16 protein-coding genes are annotated in these 16,962 nt (G+C 73.4%); 12 read left to right on the top strand and 4 right to left on the bottom strand.

All coding sequences use genetic code 11. The annotated features are described in order from the left end of the window. Positions 1 to 207 precede the first annotated feature (207 nt). The gene (locus tag MTQ01_RS09795) at positions 208 to 1,068 is read left to right on the top strand and encodes a GNAT family N-acetyltransferase (RefSeq protein WP_247488664.1); all 861 of its coding nucleotides are present in this window, start codon (positions 208 to 210) and stop codon (positions 1,066 to 1,068) included. Positions 1,069 to 1,225: 157 nt separating this feature from the next. Here MTQ01_RS09795 and MTQ01_RS09790 read toward each other — a convergent pair whose 3' ends face one another. Further along, positions 1,226 to 1,936 carry a bifunctional 2-polyprenyl-6-hydroxyphenol methylase/3-demethylubiquinol 3-O-methyltransferase UbiG gene (locus MTQ01_RS09790; protein ID WP_247489182.1) on the bottom strand — a complete coding sequence of 237 codons (711 nt, stop codon included), beginning with the start codon at positions 1,934 to 1,936 and terminating at the stop codon, positions 1,226 to 1,228. Positions 1,937 to 2,019: 83 nt separating this feature from the next. Continuing rightward, complete coding sequence (locus tag MTQ01_RS09785; protein WP_247488662.1) at positions 2,020 to 2,622, bottom strand: DUF3043 domain-containing protein; 603 nt, start codon at positions 2,620 to 2,622, stop codon at positions 2,020 to 2,022. A 261-nt stretch (positions 2,623 to 2,883) separates the two neighbouring features. Between MTQ01_RS09785 and MTQ01_RS09780 the strand changes: the two genes are divergently transcribed. The 3 genes from MTQ01_RS09780 to MTQ01_RS09770 all read left to right on the top strand — a co-directional run bounded on the left by MTQ01_RS09780 (position 2,884) and on the right by MTQ01_RS09770 (position 5,410). Beyond that, positions 2,884 to 3,675 (top strand): PspA/IM30 family protein, encoded by a 792-nt coding sequence (locus tag MTQ01_RS09780; protein WP_247488661.1) that lies wholly within the window; start codon positions 2,884 to 2,886, stop codon positions 3,673 to 3,675. Between the two features lie 69 nt (positions 3,676 to 3,744). Continuing rightward, a complete protein-coding gene (locus tag MTQ01_RS09775) occupies positions 3,745 to 4,026 on the top strand; it encodes a hypothetical protein (protein WP_247488658.1) in 282 nt (93 codons plus the stop codon). 304 nt (positions 4,027 to 4,330) lie between these two features. Further along, a complete protein-coding gene (locus MTQ01_RS09770) occupies positions 4,331 to 5,410 on the top strand; it encodes a S1C family serine protease (RefSeq protein WP_247488656.1) in 1,080 nt (359 codons plus the stop codon). A 219-nt stretch (positions 5,411 to 5,629) separates the two neighbouring features. Here MTQ01_RS09770 and MTQ01_RS09765 read toward each other — a convergent pair whose 3' ends face one another. Then, complete coding sequence (locus tag MTQ01_RS09765) at positions 5,630 to 5,839, bottom strand: hypothetical protein (RefSeq protein WP_247488654.1); 210 nt, start codon at positions 5,837 to 5,839, stop codon at positions 5,630 to 5,632. Positions 5,840 to 5,997: 158 nt separating this feature from the next. Between MTQ01_RS09765 and MTQ01_RS09760 the strand changes: the two genes are divergently transcribed. The 7 genes from MTQ01_RS09760 (at position 5,998) to sucB (ending at position 15,182) form a co-directional block, all read left to right on the top strand. Continuing rightward, positions 5,998 to 7,290, top strand: coding sequence for a bifunctional adenosylcobinamide kinase/adenosylcobinamide-phosphate guanylyltransferase (locus MTQ01_RS09760; protein WP_247488651.1), 1,293 nt, complete (start codon positions 5,998 to 6,000; stop codon positions 7,288 to 7,290). A gap of 96 nt (positions 7,291 to 7,386) precedes the next feature. Further along, positions 7,387 to 8,496 carry a nicotinate-nucleotide--dimethylbenzimidazole phosphoribosyltransferase gene (locus tag MTQ01_RS09755; protein WP_374207700.1) on the top strand — a complete coding sequence of 370 codons (1,110 nt, stop codon included), beginning with the start codon at positions 7,387 to 7,389 and terminating at the stop codon, positions 8,494 to 8,496. Between the two features lie 182 nt (positions 8,497 to 8,678). Then, positions 8,679 to 9,470 carry an adenosylcobinamide-GDP ribazoletransferase gene (locus tag MTQ01_RS09750; protein WP_247488647.1) on the top strand — a complete coding sequence of 264 codons (792 nt, stop codon included), beginning with the start codon at positions 8,679 to 8,681 and terminating at the stop codon, positions 9,468 to 9,470. A gap of 142 nt (positions 9,471 to 9,612) precedes the next feature. Continuing rightward, positions 9,613 to 11,199: a leucyl aminopeptidase gene (locus MTQ01_RS09745; protein WP_247488645.1), complete on the top strand. Its 1,587-nt coding sequence runs from the start codon at positions 9,613 to 9,615 to the stop codon at positions 11,197 to 11,199. A gap of 180 nt (positions 11,200 to 11,379) precedes the next feature. Beyond that, a complete protein-coding gene (locus MTQ01_RS09740) occupies positions 11,380 to 11,607 on the top strand; it encodes a hypothetical protein (protein WP_247488643.1) in 228 nt (75 codons plus the stop codon). Between the two features lie 375 nt (positions 11,608 to 11,982). Next, positions 11,983 to 13,371 carry a dihydrolipoyl dehydrogenase gene (lpdA, locus tag MTQ01_RS09735; protein WP_247488641.1) on the top strand — a complete coding sequence of 463 codons (1,389 nt, stop codon included), beginning with the start codon at positions 11,983 to 11,985 and terminating at the stop codon, positions 13,369 to 13,371. 53 nt (positions 13,372 to 13,424) lie between these two features. Next, the gene (gene sucB, locus MTQ01_RS09730) at positions 13,425 to 15,182 is read left to right on the top strand and encodes a 2-oxoglutarate dehydrogenase, E2 component, dihydrolipoamide succinyltransferase (RefSeq protein ID WP_247488639.1); all 1,758 of its coding nucleotides are present in this window, start codon (positions 13,425 to 13,427) and stop codon (positions 15,180 to 15,182) included. 94 nt (positions 15,183 to 15,276) lie between these two features. Here the strand turns inward: sucB and MTQ01_RS09725 are convergent, their stop codons facing one another. Then, positions 15,277 to 15,771 carry a hypothetical protein gene (locus MTQ01_RS09725; protein WP_247488637.1) on the bottom strand — a complete coding sequence of 165 codons (495 nt, stop codon included), beginning with the start codon at positions 15,769 to 15,771 and terminating at the stop codon, positions 15,277 to 15,279. 165 nt (positions 15,772 to 15,936) lie between these two features. Between MTQ01_RS09725 and MTQ01_RS09720 the strand changes: the two genes are divergently transcribed. Next, entirely contained in the window at positions 15,937 to 16,560 is a 624-nt protein-coding gene (locus tag MTQ01_RS09720) for a GntR family transcriptional regulator (RefSeq protein WP_247488635.1), read from the top strand. Positions 16,561 to 16,962 lie beyond the last annotated feature (402 nt).

Genomic DNA, 16,962 nt, shown 5'->3' with positions numbered 1-16,962 from the left:
GCGTCCCCACGCCGACCGGTGTTCGCCGGTCGGCGCGGGGACGTACACGTACGGCCAGGTCGGCGCGGGGACGTTCCGCCTCTCGGCCCGGGGCACTGCGCGACTGCTGCGGGTGCGCTGCGGGACGGCTTGCGGCGGGCTCCGTCGGTTGCGCAGGCGGGCGGGGGCGGGCTGTGCGGGGCGCGCGCCGGGCGGCAGGATGGCCCCATGATCCTTCGCCCGCTACGACCAACTGCCGCTAATGCGGAGGCCGTTCGCACGGTGACGGCTTCGGCCTTCGCCGATCTGGACACCCGCCCCTGGCCGCCGGAGCGGATCGACCGCCACCGCCGCCGGGCACTGCACTTCGCCGAACGCGACCCCGACGGCTGCTGGCTCGCCGAGGACGCGCAGGGCAGACCCGTCGGCACGGTGCTGGCGGGCGTCCGGGAGGGCACCTGGGGCCTGTCGCTGCTCGCGGTCGGCCGGGAGGCCCAGGGCGGGGGCGTCGGGAAGGCGCTGCTGGCCCGGGCGCTGGAGTACGGGCGCGGCTGTCTGCGCGGCGTCATCTGCTCGTCCGACCACCCGGCCGCGGTCCGCGCCTACCGTGCGGCCGGCTTCGATCTGCACCCGGCGATGCGGCTGACCGGCGAGGTGCGGCACGCGGGGCTGGCGGCGCCCGACGGCCCGGTGGCCCCCGGCGGGCCGGACCGGTTCGATCTGCTCGACTCGGTGGACCGGCGGCTGCGGGGCGGGGCGCGCGGCAGCGACCACCACGAACTGCTGCGCCACTTCCGGCTGTTGGTCTGCGACGATCTGGCGGGCAGCGGCTACTGCTACTACTCCCCGGACGGCGGGATCGAGCTGCTGGCCGCCACCTCGCGCCGGCTGGCCACCCGGCTGCTGACCACCGCCCTGCTCGGCATGGACGACGGCGCCGAGGTGGAGGCGACAGGGCTGACCGCGGAGCAGCAGTGGGCCGTGGATGTCGGGCTGGCCGCGGGCCTGCGGGTGTCGGCCGGCGGCTTCGTCTGCCTGCGGGGCATGCGCCCGCCGACGCCGTACGTGCCGTCGGGGGCGTACCTCTGAGCGGGGCCGGTGCCTCCGGGTGCGGCGGCACTCGCAGCGGCTTCCGCCGCAGCCCCCGCGGCGGCTTCCGGCGACGGGACGGCGTCCGCCCTGCTGCGCGGGCGCGGGCGCCCGGGAGGCGGGCGGACCCCGGCCGGCCGGTCCGGTGCGCCGCCGGTCAGCCGCGTACGCCGCACAGGTGCAGCTGGGCCGCCACCGCGCGGTAGGGGTCGGTGGTGCCGGCCCGCTCCTCGGCGGCGAGCAGCCGCTGCCACTTCTCGCCCTGCGGAGGTTCGGCGTCGTCCGGCGCGAGGTCGGTCAACACCCGTACGCCGTACCAGCGGGCGAGCGGGACGCCGATGCCGGCCAGCGTGGCGGTGAGGCTCTCCAGCCGGTCCGCGCGGGCGGCGAGGCCGAGGCGGTTGGTGTACCCGGGCTCGTCGAATGCGGACAGCGCCGCGGCCCAGTCGCCCGACTGGCCGGGCCGCAGGGCGAGGGCGTCGGCGTTGCGCACCAGCAGCGAGAGCAGACCGTCCTTCGCCAGCACCCGCGCGAGCCCGGCCAGCGTCGGCCCGGGCTCCGCGAGGTACATCAGCACGCCGTGGCAGAGCACCACGTCGAAGCTGCCCGGCGCGAAGAGCGCACCGGTGTCCCTGGCGTCCCCGGCCCGCAGCTGCAGCCGGGCGCGGATGCCCTCGGGCTCCCCCTCCAGCGCGGTGTGCGCCGCCGCGAGCATGGTGGGGTCCGACTCCAGGCCGGTGACCTCGTGGCCGAGGCGGGCCAGCCGCAGCGCCTGGACGCCCTGGCCGCAGCCGACGTCGAGCACCCGCAGCCGCCGGTCGATCGGATAGCGCTGGGTGAGCTGTTCGTCGAGCTGCCGGGTGACCAGCGCGTGGCGCACGGCGTCGCGGAGCTTGCCCTGTCCGTGCAGCCAGCGGTCGACGGCGGGGCTGAAGTGGTTGACCGCGGTCATCAGCGCCGCGGAGCCTCTCCCCGCGCCACCTGCGGCTTGGGCAGCCGCATGCGGCGCATCTGCAGGGTGCGCATCAAGCCGTAGCCGGTGGTGCCCTTGAGACTCTCGTCCGGGAACCGCTCGCGCAGCGCCTTCTTCAGGCGGCGGGCGGTCAGCACCGAATCGAAGATGATCATGATGATGACGCCCATCCACAGCACCAGCGAGAGGTTCTTCGCGGCGAGCGACGGCATGATGCTCATGACCAGGATGATCAGGGCGATCGGCAGGAAGAACTCGGCGATGTGCCACCGGGAGTCGATGAAGTCCCGGGTGTAGCGCCGCAGTTGGCCCCGGTCGCGGAGCGGCAGATAGCGCTCGTCGCCGGTGGCCAGCGCCTCGCGCTGCTTGGCGAGGTCGGCACGACGGGCCTCCCGGGCCCGCTTCGCGGCCTCCTTGCGGTTGGCAGGCGGCTTCGACAGGCTTCGCCTGCCCGTCTGGGCCTCGCTCCGCTTGGGAGTGGGGCGGCCCTTGGGCGCCTGGGGGTCACGGGTCTGCTTCGTCAGGTCCTCGCCCGGCTGGCTTGGCGCGGCCTGCTCATCCTTGGAACGGCTTCGGAACACGCCCCCAAGAGTACGTGCACCGCACGTGTGGGCCGCGCCGAGGAGGGGAACGATCCCGCAACGGTGTGCGCGGCACAGCGCTCTTCGCTGCGCCGACCTGCGTTCGCTTCCTACTCCTCAGGCGGGAGACGCGGGCTCCACGATCGTCCTGGAGAAGGACCGCATCCGCACCCGAACAGTGCGGTAATGGAACCGGGCCCCGTAGGCTGGGGTTGTAGATGCTGAGGTCGATGTCCATTACGAAGGGGGCGCGCGAGGCCCATGAGCGGTGTCATGAAGCGGATGGGAATGATTTTCCGCGCGAAGGCCAACAAGGCCCTGGACCGGGCCGAGGACCCGCGCGAGACGCTGGACTACTCGTACCAGAAGCAGCTGGAGCTGTTGCAGAAGGTGCGTCGGGGCGTCGCCGACGTGGCAACCTCCCGCAAGCGGTTGGAGCTTCAGCTCAACCAGCTCAACGGCCAGTCCGGGAAGCTCGAGGAGCAGAGCAAGAAGGCCCTGGCCCTGGGCCGGGAGGACCTCGCGCGTGAGGCGCTGGGCCGGAGGGCCAACCTCCAGCAGCAGGTCACCGACCTGCAGACCCAGCACCAGACCCTCCAGGGCGAGGAGGAGAAGCTGACGCTCGCCGCCCAGCGGCTCCAGGCCAAGGTGGACGCCTTCCGCACCAAGAAGGAGACCATCAAGGCCACTTACACCGCGGCGCAGGCGCAGACCCAGATCGGCGAGGCCTTCTCCGGCATCTCCGAGGAGATGGGCGACGTCGGCATGGCGATCCAGCGGGCCGAGGACAAGACGGCGCAGCTGCAGGCCCGTTCCGGTGCGATCGACGAGCTGCTGGCCTCCGGCGCGCTGGACGACCCGACCGGCACCGCGCGCGACGACCTCTCCGCCGAGCTCGACCGCATCTCCGGCGGCGCGGACGTCGAGTTGGAGATCGAGCGCATGAAGGCCGAGCTCGCGGGCGGATCCGGCAGCGGACAGCAGGCACTCGAGGGCGGCAGCGGCAGCACCCAGCAGCAGTCGCAGGAAACCCCTCGGTTCGACAAGCAGTGACCGACGCGGCCCTCGCGCCGCGAGCAGTCCTCGGAGCCCCTGAACAGTCCCTGGAGAAGGAGCGCAGACGTGATCGTGAGGATCATGGGGGAAGGCCAGGTGAAGCTGGACGACAGCCACTTCGCCGAGCTGAACAAACTGGACGATGAGCTGCTGGAGGAGATGGAGAACGGCGACGAGCCCGGTTTCCGTCGCACTCTGGAAGCTCTGCTGGACGCCGTGCACCGGCTCGGCGCTCCGGTGGAGGACGACTTCCTGGAGCCGTCCGAGCTCATCCTTCCCGAGCGGGACGCCACGATCGAGGAAGTGCGCGCCATGCTGAGCGACGACGGGCTGTTCCCGGGCGTCTGACGCCCCGGACAGTGCGCGCGCTCCGCGTCATCCGACCCAGCCGGTCCCCGCTCCGACGTACTCGTCGGGGCGGGGATTTTTCTGTGCCCGCCCCGGGGTGGCCGCCCCTGCGCGCCCCGGATCGTAACGGGCGGGGCTCGTTCAGCTGCGTTTCCGGGGTGTCCGTCGACGGGGCGCCCGCGCACGTACGGGCGAGGCGCACGGGGTGCGCGTACGGGCGGGGCCGGGAGCGGCGGGGCACCTCGGCGCACCGCGGGGGTGAGGGTCCCAGGGCATCCGCCGCCGGGTGGGGACACTGCACGCTATGCGTCACATGTCTGGCATTCGCCGATCGGTCTGCTTCCTCTGCTGCGCGGTGCTGATCGCGGCGGGCGGGTCCGCGTGCACCGGGATCGACGGGGATCCCGGACAGCGCGACGGCTCCTCCGGCACGCCCTCCACCTCCGTCGAACCCGCGCCCGAGCCCAGCGTCGACGAGGCCCTGGAGGACCGGTACCAGCAGGTCGTACGGGATGTTCTCCCCTCGGTCGTGCAGATCACCACCGGCGAGGAGCTGGGTTCGGGAATCGTCCACGACCGGGAGGGCCACATCGTCACCAACGCCCATGTGGTTGGCCGCTCCGAGAAGTTCGAGGTCGAGCTGGCGACCGGAGGACAGCCGCTGAAGGCGAAGCTGGTGGCGGGCCACCCGGAGGAGGACCTCGCGGTGATCAAACTGACGGACCCGCCGAAGCGCCTGCGGCCGGCCGTCTTCGCGGACTCCTCGAAGGTCGAGGTCGGCCAGATCGTGCTGGCGATGGGCACTCCGCTGGGCCTGTCCTCCAGCGTCACCCAGGGCATCGTCTCCGCGGTCGGGCGAGCCGTGACCGAGGGGGAGGACCAGGCCACCCTCGGCAACATGGTGCAGACCTCGGCGGCCATCAATCCGGGCAACAGCGGTGGGGCGCTGGTCAACCTCTCCGGGCAGGTCGTCGGCATCCCGACCCTGGCGGCGCGCGACCCGCAGCTCGGCGGCGGTGCCGCGCCCGGCATCGGTTTCGCGATCCCCGCCGTCACGGTGCGCCATCTGGCGGCCCAGATGATCGAGCACGGCAAGGTGGTCGACCCCCGGAAGGCGTCGATGGGCGTGGCGGTGCGCACCATCCTCGGCGAGGACTTCCAGCCCGCGGGTGCCTCGGTGGTGCGGGTCGCGAAGAACGGGCCGGCCGGCCGTGCGGGCATCCGTCCCGGCGATCTGATCGTGCAGGTGGACGAGGAGCCGGTCGCGGACACGGTCTCCCTCGCCGAGGTGCTGGCCACCCGGCAGCCGGACGACAGGGTGCGCGTCACCTTCGTACGGGCCGACGAGCGGGAACGGGTGAACGTGAGGCTCGGGGAGTCCTGACCACCGTCCCGGTCGGCACCGACCGGGGCGCCCCCGTCTCGGCGGGCCTGTCAGCACTCGCTGCGGGGCCCCGAAGCAGTACGGGCAGCCCGCGGCAGAGGCGGGGCGGGCGCCGTGCGGCAGCGGCGGCGGGCGGGCGCCCGCCCCAGCAGGACGGGCGCCCGCCGCAGCTGCCGCGGCGTCCGACGGCGGCAGCAGTGCCCCGGCCGTCGGACGCGGTCAGTCCTTGGCCTCGTGCAGGCTCATCGGGCCGTAGATCTCCTTGCCGTCCTCGGAGAGCCGCACCTGGTCCACGCCGCCCTCCAGCAGCTCCCGCCAGACCTCACCGATCCAGGACTCGGCATCGCCCTGGGTGGTGAACTCCTCGGGTTCGACGGCAGGTTGGGTCTCCGTACCGTCGGACTTCTCGAACCGCCACGTCCACGCCATCGTCGCCTCCTGAAGATCACCCGACAGTGCTGTCCGCAGCGTACGTCGGAACGCGGCGGAAGCCGGGTGGTGTGCGGGAATCAGCCGTTCGACACCCTCCGCGCGCCGTCTCGCCCCGTGCACGCGCCCAACCCGGCGGGACGCGAGACGATCGGGGTGTGGAACTCACTCTGCTCGGCACCGGAGCCCCCGACGGACTCCCCCGGCCCGACTGCCCCTGCGCACGCTGCGCGCTCGCGACCGGGCAGCACGCGCGGGCGGCGACCGCCGCACTGATCGACGGCGTGCTGCTCCTGGACCTCACGCCCGGCCCCGCCTTCGCCGCCGCCCGGGTCGGACGCTCGCTGCACGGCGTACGCCAGGTGCTGCTCTCGCATCCGCGCTCCGGGCCGCCGGTGGAGTTCCCGGAACCGCTGCCGACCCCGGTACGGGTCCCGGACGGCGAGGAGCTGGTGCTGCTGTCCGGCCACCGGGTCACCGCGCTTGCGCTGGACTCCCCCGGCACCGGCTACGAGGTGGTCGGCCCTGGCGGGGAGCGTCTGCTGTACCTGCCCCCCGGCGGTGCGGTGGCCGGCGAACTGCCGCCCGGGCGCAGCCGTACGGGGTCGAAGCCGGGCCCGGCGCGCGGCGGCCGGCGCGACCGCTCGGCCGGCGGGCGGGAGCGGGCCGAGCCGGGCACCGTGCCGTACGACCTGGTGCTGCTCGACGTCCTCGGCCGACCCGACGGGCTGGCGCGGTTGCGCGCGGTCGGCGCGGTGGGCGCGGAGACCGACGTGGTGGCCGTGCATCTGGACCACTCCACCCCGCCGGGCGCCGAGACCGTGCGGCGGTTGGCCGCTCTGGGTGCCGGGGCGGAGCCGGACGGCAGCACGCTGGTGGTCGGCGACTTCCGGGCGGCGCCGCAGATTCCCCGCCGGACGCTGGTGCTGGGCGGGGCGCGTTCGGGGAAGTCGGCGGAGGCCGAACGGCGCCTGGCCGCCTTCCCCGAGGTGCTGTACGTGGCGACCGCGGGCCGCCGCGACGGCGACGCGGAGTGGGACGCCCGGGTCCGGCTGCACCGGGACCGTCGCCCGGCGAGCTGGCGCACGGTGGAGACCTGCGAGCTGCTGCCGCTGCTCGCGGAGGACGACCCGCATCCGCTGCTGATCGACTGCCTCTCGCTGTGGCTGACGGACGCCATGGACGCGGTGGACGCCTGGGACGACGCGTCCTGGCACGGCGGCGGCGCCCACAAGCTCCGGCAGCGGATCGACGAACTGGTCGGTGCGGTGCGCGACAGCCGCCGTGTCGTGGTCGCGGTCAGCAACGAGGTCGGCTCGGGCGTCGTCCCCGCGACCCTGGCGGGCCGGCGCTTCCGCGACGAACTGGGGAGGCTCAACGCCGCGTTCGCCGCCGAGTGCGAACAGGTCCTGCTGGTCACCGCGGGACTGGTGCAGCCACTGCGCGGCTGAGCGGCGGTGCGCCCGGGGTGTCGGGGACAAGATCCACCGGGCAGGCTCGGAGCCGAACACCACGGCCGGTAACCTCCCCGTATGAGTGATGACCGGCTGAACCTGGACGACTTCGGCGATCTGATCCAACGCCCGGACGGCTCCGTCCGTCGCGGCGCGGAGGAGCGCCGGGAACGCACCGGGCTCGCCCCGAGCGCCCTGGGCAGGCTGGACGAGCTCGCCGAGTGGCTGTCGGCCGCGCAGTCCGAGGTTCCGGTGCGGCCGATCGGCCGGCCGAAGCTGGTGCTGTTCGCCGGCGACCACGGGGTGGCGGACCTAGACGTCTCGGGTCAACCGGCCGGTTCGGCCGGCGAGTTGGTGCGGGCGCATCTGGACGGCGAGACCCCGGCCGCGATCCTGGCGCGCCGGCAGGGCGTGCCGACCCGCATCGTCGACATGTCGCTGGACTGCGAGCGCGCCGGGCTGCCCGCCGAGGTCACCGATCTGCGGGTCCGGCACTCCTCCGGCCGCGTCGACATCGAGGACGCGCTCACCCTCCACGAGACCGAGCAGGCGGTACGGGCCGGCATGGCGCTCGCCGACGAGGAGGCGGACTCGGGCACCGACCTCGTCGTGCTCGGCGACCTCAGCGTGGGCGGCACCACCATCGCGGGCATCCTGATCGCCGCCCTGTGCGGCACCGACGCCTCGGTCGTCACCGGCCGCGGCGGTGCACACATCGACGACCTCGCCTGGATGCGCAAGTGCGCCGCGATCCGCGACGGACTGCGCCGCGCCCGCCCGGCCATGGGCGATCAGGTGGAGCTGCTGTCCGCGGTGGGCGGCGCCGACTTCGCCGCGACGACCGGATTCCTGCTCCAGTGCTCGGTGCGCCGCACCCCGGTGATCCTGGACGGTGTGGTCTCCGCGGCGTGCGCGCTGGTCGCCCACCGGGCCGCCTTCCGCGCTCCGGACTGGTGGCTGGCCGGACACGCGAGCGGCGAACCCGCGCAGCTCAAGGCGCTGGACCGGATGGGACTCGACCCGCTGGTGGACCACGGTGTGCGGGTCGGCGCGGGGGCGGGAGCGCTACTCGCGCTGCCCCTGCTCCGGTCGGCCGCGGAACTCGCCGCGCAACTCCCGGTGCGCGAGCCGGAGTCGGGCGCGTCGACCGCCGCGGGCGCGACGGGTGCTTCGGGTGCGGCGGAGATCCTCGAGGCGACCTGAACCGCCCCGTTCACTGCACCACCGGCGTACCGGTGCCGCACGTACCGGCCCACCGGCGCCGCCCGCACGACGGTGCGCGAGCCCGCCCCGCAGCAGCCCTGCGCGGCGGGCTCGCGCCGTACCGGGACCCGGCGCACCGGCCGCAGCGGGCCGCCGACGACGGCCGCTTAGGGTGCACAGCGATGAACGAGACACCGGCACACCCCCTGGACGGCCCGCGCTTCGCCTTCGGCACGCTCACCGTGCTGCCCGTACGGGTGGTGCGCTGGGACCGTGCGGCGGCGCGCGGCGGCATGCTCTGGGCGCCGGCCGTCGGGCTGGTGGTCGGGCTGTTCGCCGCGGCGGCGGGCGGCGTGCTGCTGGTGTCGGGCGCGGGTGCGACGGTTGCGGCGGTGGTATCGGTCGCGGTGCCGGCGGCGCTGACCCGCGCACTGCACCTGGACGGACTGGCCGACGTGGCCGACGGGTTGGGCAGCGGCCTGGAGGCGGAGGGCGCCCAGCGGGTGATGAAGCGCTCGGACATCGGCCCGTTCGGGGTGGTGACGCTCGTCCTGGTGCTGCTGGCGCAGACGGCCGCGCTGGCACAGCTGTACGCGCAGGGGTGGACGCACGGGGCGCTCGGCTGCGCCCTGTCGGCGGTGGCCGCCCGTACCGCGCTCACGCTCACCGCGCGGCGCGGGGTCGCCGCGGCCAGGTCGGACGGGCTCGGCGCCGTGGTGGCCTCGGTGGTGCCGCCGCTCGCGGCCGGCGCGGTGGTGGTGGCGGTGGTGCTGTTGACCGGGCTCGCGGTGTGGCCAACGTGGGGCGCCGGGTGGGCAGTTGGGGCCGTACTCGCGGTGGCGGCGGCCCTGGCGGCCGGTGAGGGGTTGCTCCGACGCTGCTGTCAGAGGTTGGGTGGGGTGAGCGGGGACGTGTTCGGCGCGGTCTGCGAAGTCGCCGGTACGGCGGCTCTGTTGACGCTCACGCTGTGCTGAACACCGGCATGCACTCGGCGCCGGCGCCGGTCCGGGTTTCCCGGTCGGGGCGGGTTCGAGTTCCTTCCTGGCCCGCAGGGGCCTCATCCGATGGGCGTAGGCTCTCGCCCATCTACAACCAACGAACAGGATCGCGAAGACCGTGACTGCACTGACCCTCAGTTCCTCTTCCGCCGCGGCGTTGCGTGCGGATGCCGTCGTCATCGGAGTCGTTCAGGGCGCCGACGGGGCGACCACGCCCGTGCTCGCCGCCGGTGCCGAGACCGTCGACGAGTCCTTCGGCGGCCGGCTCGCCACGACCCTGGAGACGTTGGGCGCGAGCGGGCGCGAGGGTGAGGTCACCAAGCTGCCCTCCCCCGAGGGGGTCAAGGCACCGCTGATCGTGGCCGTCGGCCTGGGCGCACAGCCCGCCGAGGACGAGACGTACGCCGCCGAGACGCTGCGCCGCGCCGCCGGCGCCGCGGCACGCGCGCTGGCAGGCACCAAGAAGGGCGCCTTCGCGCTGCCCGTCGCCGAGGACGTCGAGGCCGTGGCGGCCGTCGCCGAGGGCGCGCTGCTGGGCGCGTACTCCTTCACCGCCTACCGCGGCTCGCAGAAGGCCAACGCCAAGAACGGCAAGTCCAAGGACACCAAGGACGCCAAGGACACGAAGGCCGGAGCCAACAGCGGTGCGCCGCTGGCCGAGATCGCACTGCTGGGCGCCAAGCCCCGCGACAAGGCGCACAAGGCGGCCGTCGAGCGTGCCGGCGTGCTGGCCGCGGAGGTGGCCCGGGCCCGCGACCTCATCAACACCCCGCCCAACGACCTCGACCCCAAGGCGTTCGCCGAGCACGCCCAGGCCGCCGCCAAGGAGTTCGGCCTCAAGGCACAGGTGCTGGACGAGAAGCAGCTCGTCAAGGGCGGCTACGGCGGCATCATGGGCGTCGGCCAGGGTTCGCAGAGCCCGCCGCGACTGGTGCGGCTGAGCTACACCCACCCGAAGGCGGAGAAGACGGTCGCGCTGGTCGGCAAGGGCATCACCTACGACTCGGGCGGCATCTCGCTGAAGCCCGCGGGCCACAACGAGACGATGAAGTGCGACATGAGCGGCGCCGCCGCCGTGTTCGCCTCCGTGGTGACGGCCGCCCGGCTGGGCCTGCGCGTCAACGTCACGGGCTGGCTGGCGCTCGCCGAGAACATGCCCTCCGGCGGCGCGCTGCGCCCCGGTGACGTGCTGACCATGTACAGCGGCAAGACCGTCGAGGTGCTCAACACCGACGCCGAGGGCCGGCTGGTCCTCGCCGACGCGCTGACCAAGGCGTGCGAGGAGTCCCCGGACGCGATCCTGGACGTGGCCACGCTGACCGGCGCGATGATGGTGGCGCTCGGCAAGCGCACGTTCGGTGTGATGGCGAACGACGACGCGTTCCGCACCGAGGTGCACGAGACGGCGGAGGAGGCGGGCGAGCAGTCCTGGCCCATGCCGCTGCCGGTCGAACTGCTCAAGAGCATGGACTCGCCGACCGCCGACCTCGCCAACATCGGCGACCGGATGGGCGGCGGTCTGGTCGCGGGCATCTTCCTGAACGAGTTCGTCCCCGAGGGCACCCCGTGGGCCCACCTGGACATCGCGGGTCCGGCCTTCAACGAGTCCGGCCCGTTCGGCTACACCCCGAAGGGCGGCACGGGCGTGGCCGTGCGGACGCTGGTGCGTCTGCTGGAGCGCACCGCCGACGGCGAGCTCGGCTGACGCCGGTTCGACCGACTCCGGGCGCCTCGCTCGACGGTGGGGCTGCGGGCCGAGCGCGGCCCGCGGCCCCACCACCCGCTCCTCGCCCGGTTCGCACCGGTACGTCCGCACTCCTCCATGGCGTTCGCGTCACGACGGAGGGACACTGGTGTCCTGACGGGCGAGGAGAGGGGGCACGCCATGCCCACCACGCACGACGGACATCGGCGCACCCGCGCACTGGGACTGGACCTGTTCTTCCTGGTACTGCTGGGGGTGGTGGTGTTCACCGCGACCAGCCTGGCGGCGGGCGGTCTGCCGGGTTACGTCCCCGCGGCCATCACCGCGGCGGTGGTGCTCGCGGCCTGGGCGGCGCTGTCCTACCGGGGCACCCACCCCGCACACCACGGCACCCACCGCGCGCACTGAACCCGACCCGGCACACCGGGGCACACTCCCGGGGCCGGTGCGTTCCGTGACTCGACCGCTGCTCAGCGGCGTTGCCGCCGCCCCCGGCACCGGCGGCACGTTCGTTCGCTCACAGCGATTGAGTGGGCTACTGGTCAGTAAATCCGCGTGGTCCACCCGGTTTCGGCGCTTTGCACGCCTTTGACGGCTCTCGTTTCGAACGGGTGGCCGCCCCTCGGCACGGCCCGGCGTCCCGTCGCGCGCCAACAAGTGCGAAGATGTTGTACCGGCAGGACAGGGGCCCGCAAAGCCAAGGGCCGACAACAAGCGGCCGTACATTCAGCCGCCCGGTCACAGTGGACCGGCTCCGGCGCACCCATGCATGGAGGACGTGACGTGGCGAACGACGCCAGCACCGTTTTCGACCTAGTGATCCTCGGAGGCGGTAGTGGCGGCTATGCCGCTGCCCTGCGCGCCTCGCAGCTGGGTCTGGACGTCGCCCTGATCGAGAAGAACAAGGTGGGCGGCACCTGCCTGCACAACGGCTGCATCCCCACGAAGGCGCTACTGCACGCCGGCGAGCTGGCCGACCAGGCCCGTGAGAGCGCCGAGTTCGGCGTGAAGGCCAGCTTCGACGGCATCGACATGGCAGGCGTCCACAAGTACAAGGACGGCGTCATCTCCGGCCTGTACAAGGGCCTCCAGGGCCTGATCGCCTCCCGCAAGATCACCTACGTGGAGGGCGAGGGCCGACTGTCCTCCGCCACCTCGGTGGACGTCAACGGCCAGCGCTACGAGGGTCGGCACATCCTGCTGGCCACCGGCTCCGTGCCGAAGTCGCTGCCCGGTCTGGAGATCGACGGCAACCGCATCATCTCCTCCGACCACGCGCTGGGCCTGGACCGCGTACCGCAGTCCGCCATCGTCCTGGGCGGCGGCGTGATCGGCGTGGAGTTCGCCTCCGCGTGGAAGTCCTTCGGCACCGACGTCACGATCGTCGAGGGGCTCCCGCACCTGGTCCCCGCCGAGGACGAGGGCAGCTCGAAGCTGCTGGAGCGCGCGTTCCGCAAGCGGGGCATCAAGTTCTCGCTCGGCTCCTTCTTCGAGAAGGCGGAGTACACCGACAACGGCGTCAAGGTCTCCCTGGCCAACGGCAAGGAGTACGAGGCCGAGGTGCTGCTCGTCGCCATCGGCCGCGGCCCGGTCTCGCAGGGCCTGGGCTACGAGGAGGCCGGCGTCGCGATGGACCGCGGCTTCGTCCTGGCCGACGAGTACTGCCGCACCAACGTCCCGACCATCTCCGCCGTCGGTGACCTCATCCCCACCCTCCAGCTGGCCCACGTCGGCTTCGCCGAGGGCATCCTGGTCGCCGAGCGGCTGGCCGGCCTCAAGACCGTGCCGATCGACTACGACGGCGTACCGCGCGTCACCTACTGCCACCCCGAGGTCGCCTCGGTCGGCCTCACCGAGGCCAGGGCCAAGGAGGTGTACGGCGCCGACAAGGTCGTCTCGCTGAAGTACAACCTCGCGGGCAACGGCCGCAGCAAGATCCTCAAGACCGCCGGCGAGATCAAGCTGGTGCAGGTCAGGGACGGCGCCGTGGTCGGCGTCCACATGGTCGGCGACCGCATGGGCGAGCAGGTGGGCGAGGCCCAGCTGATCTACAACTGGGAGGCGCTGCCCGCCGAGGTCGCCCAGCTCATCCACGCCCACCCCACGCAGAACGAGGCGATGGGCGAGGCGCACCTCGCGCTGGCCGGCAAGCCGCTGCACTCCCACGACTGACGTCACGTCGGGCGCGACTCCACTTCCGCAATTCGTAAGGAGCAACCGAAACCATGGCGGTTTCCGTAACCCTGCCGGCGCTCGGCGAGAGCGTCACCGAGGGCACCGTCACCCGCTGGCTGAAAGCCGAGGGTGAGCAAGTCGAGGCCGACGAGCCGTTGCTCGAGGTCTCCACCGACAAGGTCGACACCGAGATCCCGGCCCCCGTGTCGGGTGTGCTGTCGGCCATCAAGGTCGCCGAGGACGAGACGGTCGAGGTCGGCTCCGAGCTGGCACTGATCGACGACGGTTCCGGCGCCCCCGCCGCCCAGCAGGCCCCGGCCGCACAGCCGGAGCCGGAGCAGGCCCCCGAGCCCGCTCCGGAGCCGCAGCAGGCCCCGGCCGCGCAGGCCGAGGCCGCTCCCGCCGCGCCGCAGGGCGGCTCCGCCGAGGGCACCGAGGTCGTGCTGCCGGCGCTCGGCGAGAGCGTCACCGAGGGCACCGTCACCCGCTGGCTCAAGGAGGTCGGCGACGAGGTCGCCGAGGACGAGCCGCTGCTGGAGGTGTCGACGGACAAGGTCGACACCGAGATCCCGGCCCCGACCTCCGGCACTCTGCTGGAGATCGTCGTCGGCGAGGACGAGACGGCCGAGGTGGGCGCCAAGCTGGCGGTCATCGGCTCCGGCTCGCCCGCCCCGGCAGCCGCACCGGCGCCCGAGCAGCAGGCCCCGGCCGCGCAGCCCGAGCCGGCGCCCGCCCCGGAGCCCGCTCCGGCGCCCAAGCCCGAGCCCACTCCGGCGCCCGCGCCCGCGCCCGCCAAGCAGGCCCCCGCGCCCGCACCGGCTCCCGCGCCGGCGCAGGCCCCCGCCGCCCCGGCGTCCGCTCCTGCGTCCGCTCCCGCGGGCGAGGGCGCGTACGTCACTCCGCTGGTGCGCAAGCTCGCCGGTGAGAACGGCGTGGACCTGAGCAGCGTCAAGGGCAGCGGCGTCGGCGGTCGTATCCGCAAGCAGGACGTCCTGGAGGCCGCCGAGGCCGCCAAGTCCCAGGCCGCGCAGGCACCTTCGGCGCCCGCGTCGTCGGCTCCGCGCACGCCGAAGCTCGAGGTCTCGCCGCTGCGCGGCCAGACGGTGCCGATGTCGCGGATCCGCAAGGTGATCGCCGCCAAGATGGTGGAGGCGCTGCAGAAGCAGGCGCAGCTGTCCACCGTCGTGGAGGTCGACGTCACCCGGGTCATGCGGCTGCGCGCCCAGGCCAAGGAGGGCTTCGCCGCGCGCGAGGGCGTCAAGCTCTCGCCGATGCCCTTCTTCGTGAAGGCCGCCGCCGAGGCGTTGAAGGCCCACCCGGCCATCAACGCCAAGATCAACGACGACGGCACCGTCACGTACCACGACACGGAGAACGTCGGCATCGCCGTCGACTCCGAGAAGGGCCTGATGGTCCCGGTCATCAAGGGTGCGGGCGACCTCAACCTGGCGGGCATCGCCAAGAAGACCGCCGAGCTGGCCGGCAAGGTCCGCTCCGGCGGGCTCAGCCCGGACGACATGTCCGGCGGTACGTTCACGATCAGCAACACCGGTTCGCGCGGTGCGCTGTTCGACACGATCATCGTGAACTACCCGCAGGTCGCCGAGCTCGGCATCGGCGCCACCGTGCGCCGCCCGATGGTCGTCAACCACCCGGACCTGGGTGAGACCATCGCGATCCGCGACATGGTCTACCTGACCCTGTCCTACGACCACCAGCTGGTCGACGGCGCGGACGCCGCCCGCTACCTGGGCGACGTCAAGGCCCGCCTGGAGGCAGGCGAGTTCGAGGGCGAGCTGGGCCTGTAGCCCCGCTCTCCACCGCATGAGGGTGGCCCCGTCCCGAGCTTCCGGCTCCGGGACGGGGCCACCCTCATCTGCGTGAGCGGCTGTGCGCCGGCGCTCACTCCGCCGGTTCGCGCCCGCGGCAGGCGGCGTCCACCGCCGCCAGTTCGTCGTGCACCGCCTGCCGTACGGCCGCGGCGAGGGTCGGCGTCCGCACCCGGGCCAGCAGCCTGGCCAGGCGCCCCGGCTCGGCGGTGCGCACCGTCGCGCGCAGCAGCGTGCCGTCGGCAGGGCCCTCGGCGGCGCCCTCGCCGACGCGGCTCAGCAGCGCGTACTCCACCGACCAGGCCGCGGCGCCGCTGGTGGCGGGCTCCACGACGTACCCGGCCCCGGGGACGCAGCGGGTCACCAGGAGTTCGGCGGTGACCGGGCGGCCGTTGACCCACCGGGTCTGCCACCTGCTGGTGCCCACCCCGAACGTCCCGGGCTCCGGGCCCCGTCCCGCGCTCAGCCCGTCCGGGCGGACGCCCGCCTCCGACGAGGTCAGCAGGTTCCACACCGTCTCCACCGGGGCGGCGATCCGCCGCTCCAGGACTGCGTTCCGGTACGACATGGGTTCATTGAACCGCCGCCCCCGCGCGCCGCCCGTGCGCCGTGCCGGAGGGGGCCGGGGAAGGTGAGCCTTCTCGCAACGCGGCTCCGGTCGCCGCTCCGAGCGCTCCTGGAGGCAGCTGCGCCGTATTGTCAGTGGCCTCGTACATTACGGAGGAGTAGGCCCATGACACCGCCCGTCGTCCACTCGCTGCGCGAGCAGATCCACGAGCACCTGGTGGAGGGCATCGTCAGTGGGCGCTGGAAACCGGGCGAGCGCATCGTGGAGCGCCGTGTCGCGGCCGAGTTGGAGGTCAGCCAGACGCCGGTGCGCGAGGCTCTGCGCGAGCTGGAGGCGCTGCGCATCATCGAGTCGGTGCCGAACAAGGGCGTACGGGTACGGGCGCTGACCGCCGCGGACCTGGAGGAGATCTACCCCGTGCGGGCCGGGCTGGAGCAGATGGCGGCCGAGCTGGCCGCGCCGAGGCTGGCCGAGGACGTCTCGGTGCTGGAGCCGCACGTCGCGGCGCTCTACGAGGCGGACGCGGCGGGAGACGGCGAGGCACAGGTGCGCCACACGGTCGCCTTCCACCGCGAGCTGGTGCGGGCCTCGGGCAACAGCGTGCTGCTGCACACCTGGGAGTCGCTGGGCATCGAGGTGTGGACCGCGCTCTCGATCCGCTGGCTCGGCACCGTGCAGGAGTCCTACGCCGAGGAGCACGAGCAGGTGGTGGCGGCCTTCCGCGGCAAGGACCCGAACGTGGCGCGGCTGGTGAAGGACCACGTGCTCGGCTGCGCTCCGCGCGCCTGAGGCGCCCGCCCGCCGGCCGGCCGCCCGTCAGCCGGCCGGCCGCCCGTCAGCCGGCCGCGCAGGCCGTCAGCCGGCCGCGCAGGCCGAGCCCGCAGGTCCGGGGCCGGGCTCGGGCCCGTCGGCACCCGCGCGCACCGCACCCCGGTGTGCCGCGGTGGTGCCCGCTCGCGTCCCGCTCCACACAGAAGCAGAAACGGGCACTCGCACCCCTCCGCGAGTGCCTGTTTTCATTCGCTTTGCCCCTGCACTGCGTGCCCTCCACTTGGGCACGCCATGCCAATTTCGCTGCTCAGACAGGGTTTTACTCTTCCCCCTCTTTGATCGATCATCGATCGGGATTACAGTCACCAGCGCGGGGCCCACCCCTGTCCTGCCCCCGCTCGGCAACACCTGCCAAGACCA

This window comes from Streptomyces sp. XM4193, from assembly GCF_023072595.1.
GTDB lineage: Bacteria > Actinomycetota > Actinomycetes > Streptomycetales > Streptomycetaceae > Streptomyces.
The sequence above is the reverse complement of the archived record's forward strand: the minus strand, read 5'-3'. Positions and strand labels throughout refer to the sequence as shown.

Bases quoted from the DNA above. Each gene is read 5' to 3' on its own strand.
- MTQ01_RS09725 (WP_247488637.1), bottom strand. From the start codon at position 15,771: ATGTCGTACCGGAACGCAGTCCTGGAGCGGCGGATCGCCGCCCCGGTG.
- MTQ01_RS09750 (WP_247488647.1), top strand. From the start codon at position 8,679: ATGAACGAGACACCGGCACACCCCCTGGACGGCCCGCGCTTCGCCTTC.
- MTQ01_RS09740 (WP_247488643.1), top strand. From the start codon at position 11,380: ATGCCCACCACGCACGACGGACATCGGCGCACCCGCGCACTGGGACTG.
- MTQ01_RS09765 (WP_247488654.1), bottom strand. From the start codon at position 5,839: ATGGCGTGGACGTGGCGGTTCGAGAAGTCCGACGGTACGGAGACCCAA.
- MTQ01_RS09770 (WP_247488656.1), top strand. From the start codon at position 4,331: ATGCGTCACATGTCTGGCATTCGCCGATCGGTCTGCTTCCTCTGCTGC.
- MTQ01_RS09795 (WP_247488664.1), top strand. From the start codon at position 208: ATGATCCTTCGCCCGCTACGACCAACTGCCGCTAATGCGGAGGCCGTT.
- sucB (WP_247488639.1), top strand. From the start codon at position 13,425: ATGGCGGTTTCCGTAACCCTGCCGGCGCTCGGCGAGAGCGTCACCGAG.
- MTQ01_RS09720 (WP_247488635.1), top strand. From the start codon at position 15,937: ATGACACCGCCCGTCGTCCACTCGCTGCGCGAGCAGATCCACGAGCAC.
- MTQ01_RS09780 (WP_247488661.1), top strand. From the start codon at position 2,884: ATGAGCGGTGTCATGAAGCGGATGGGAATGATTTTCCGCGCGAAGGCC.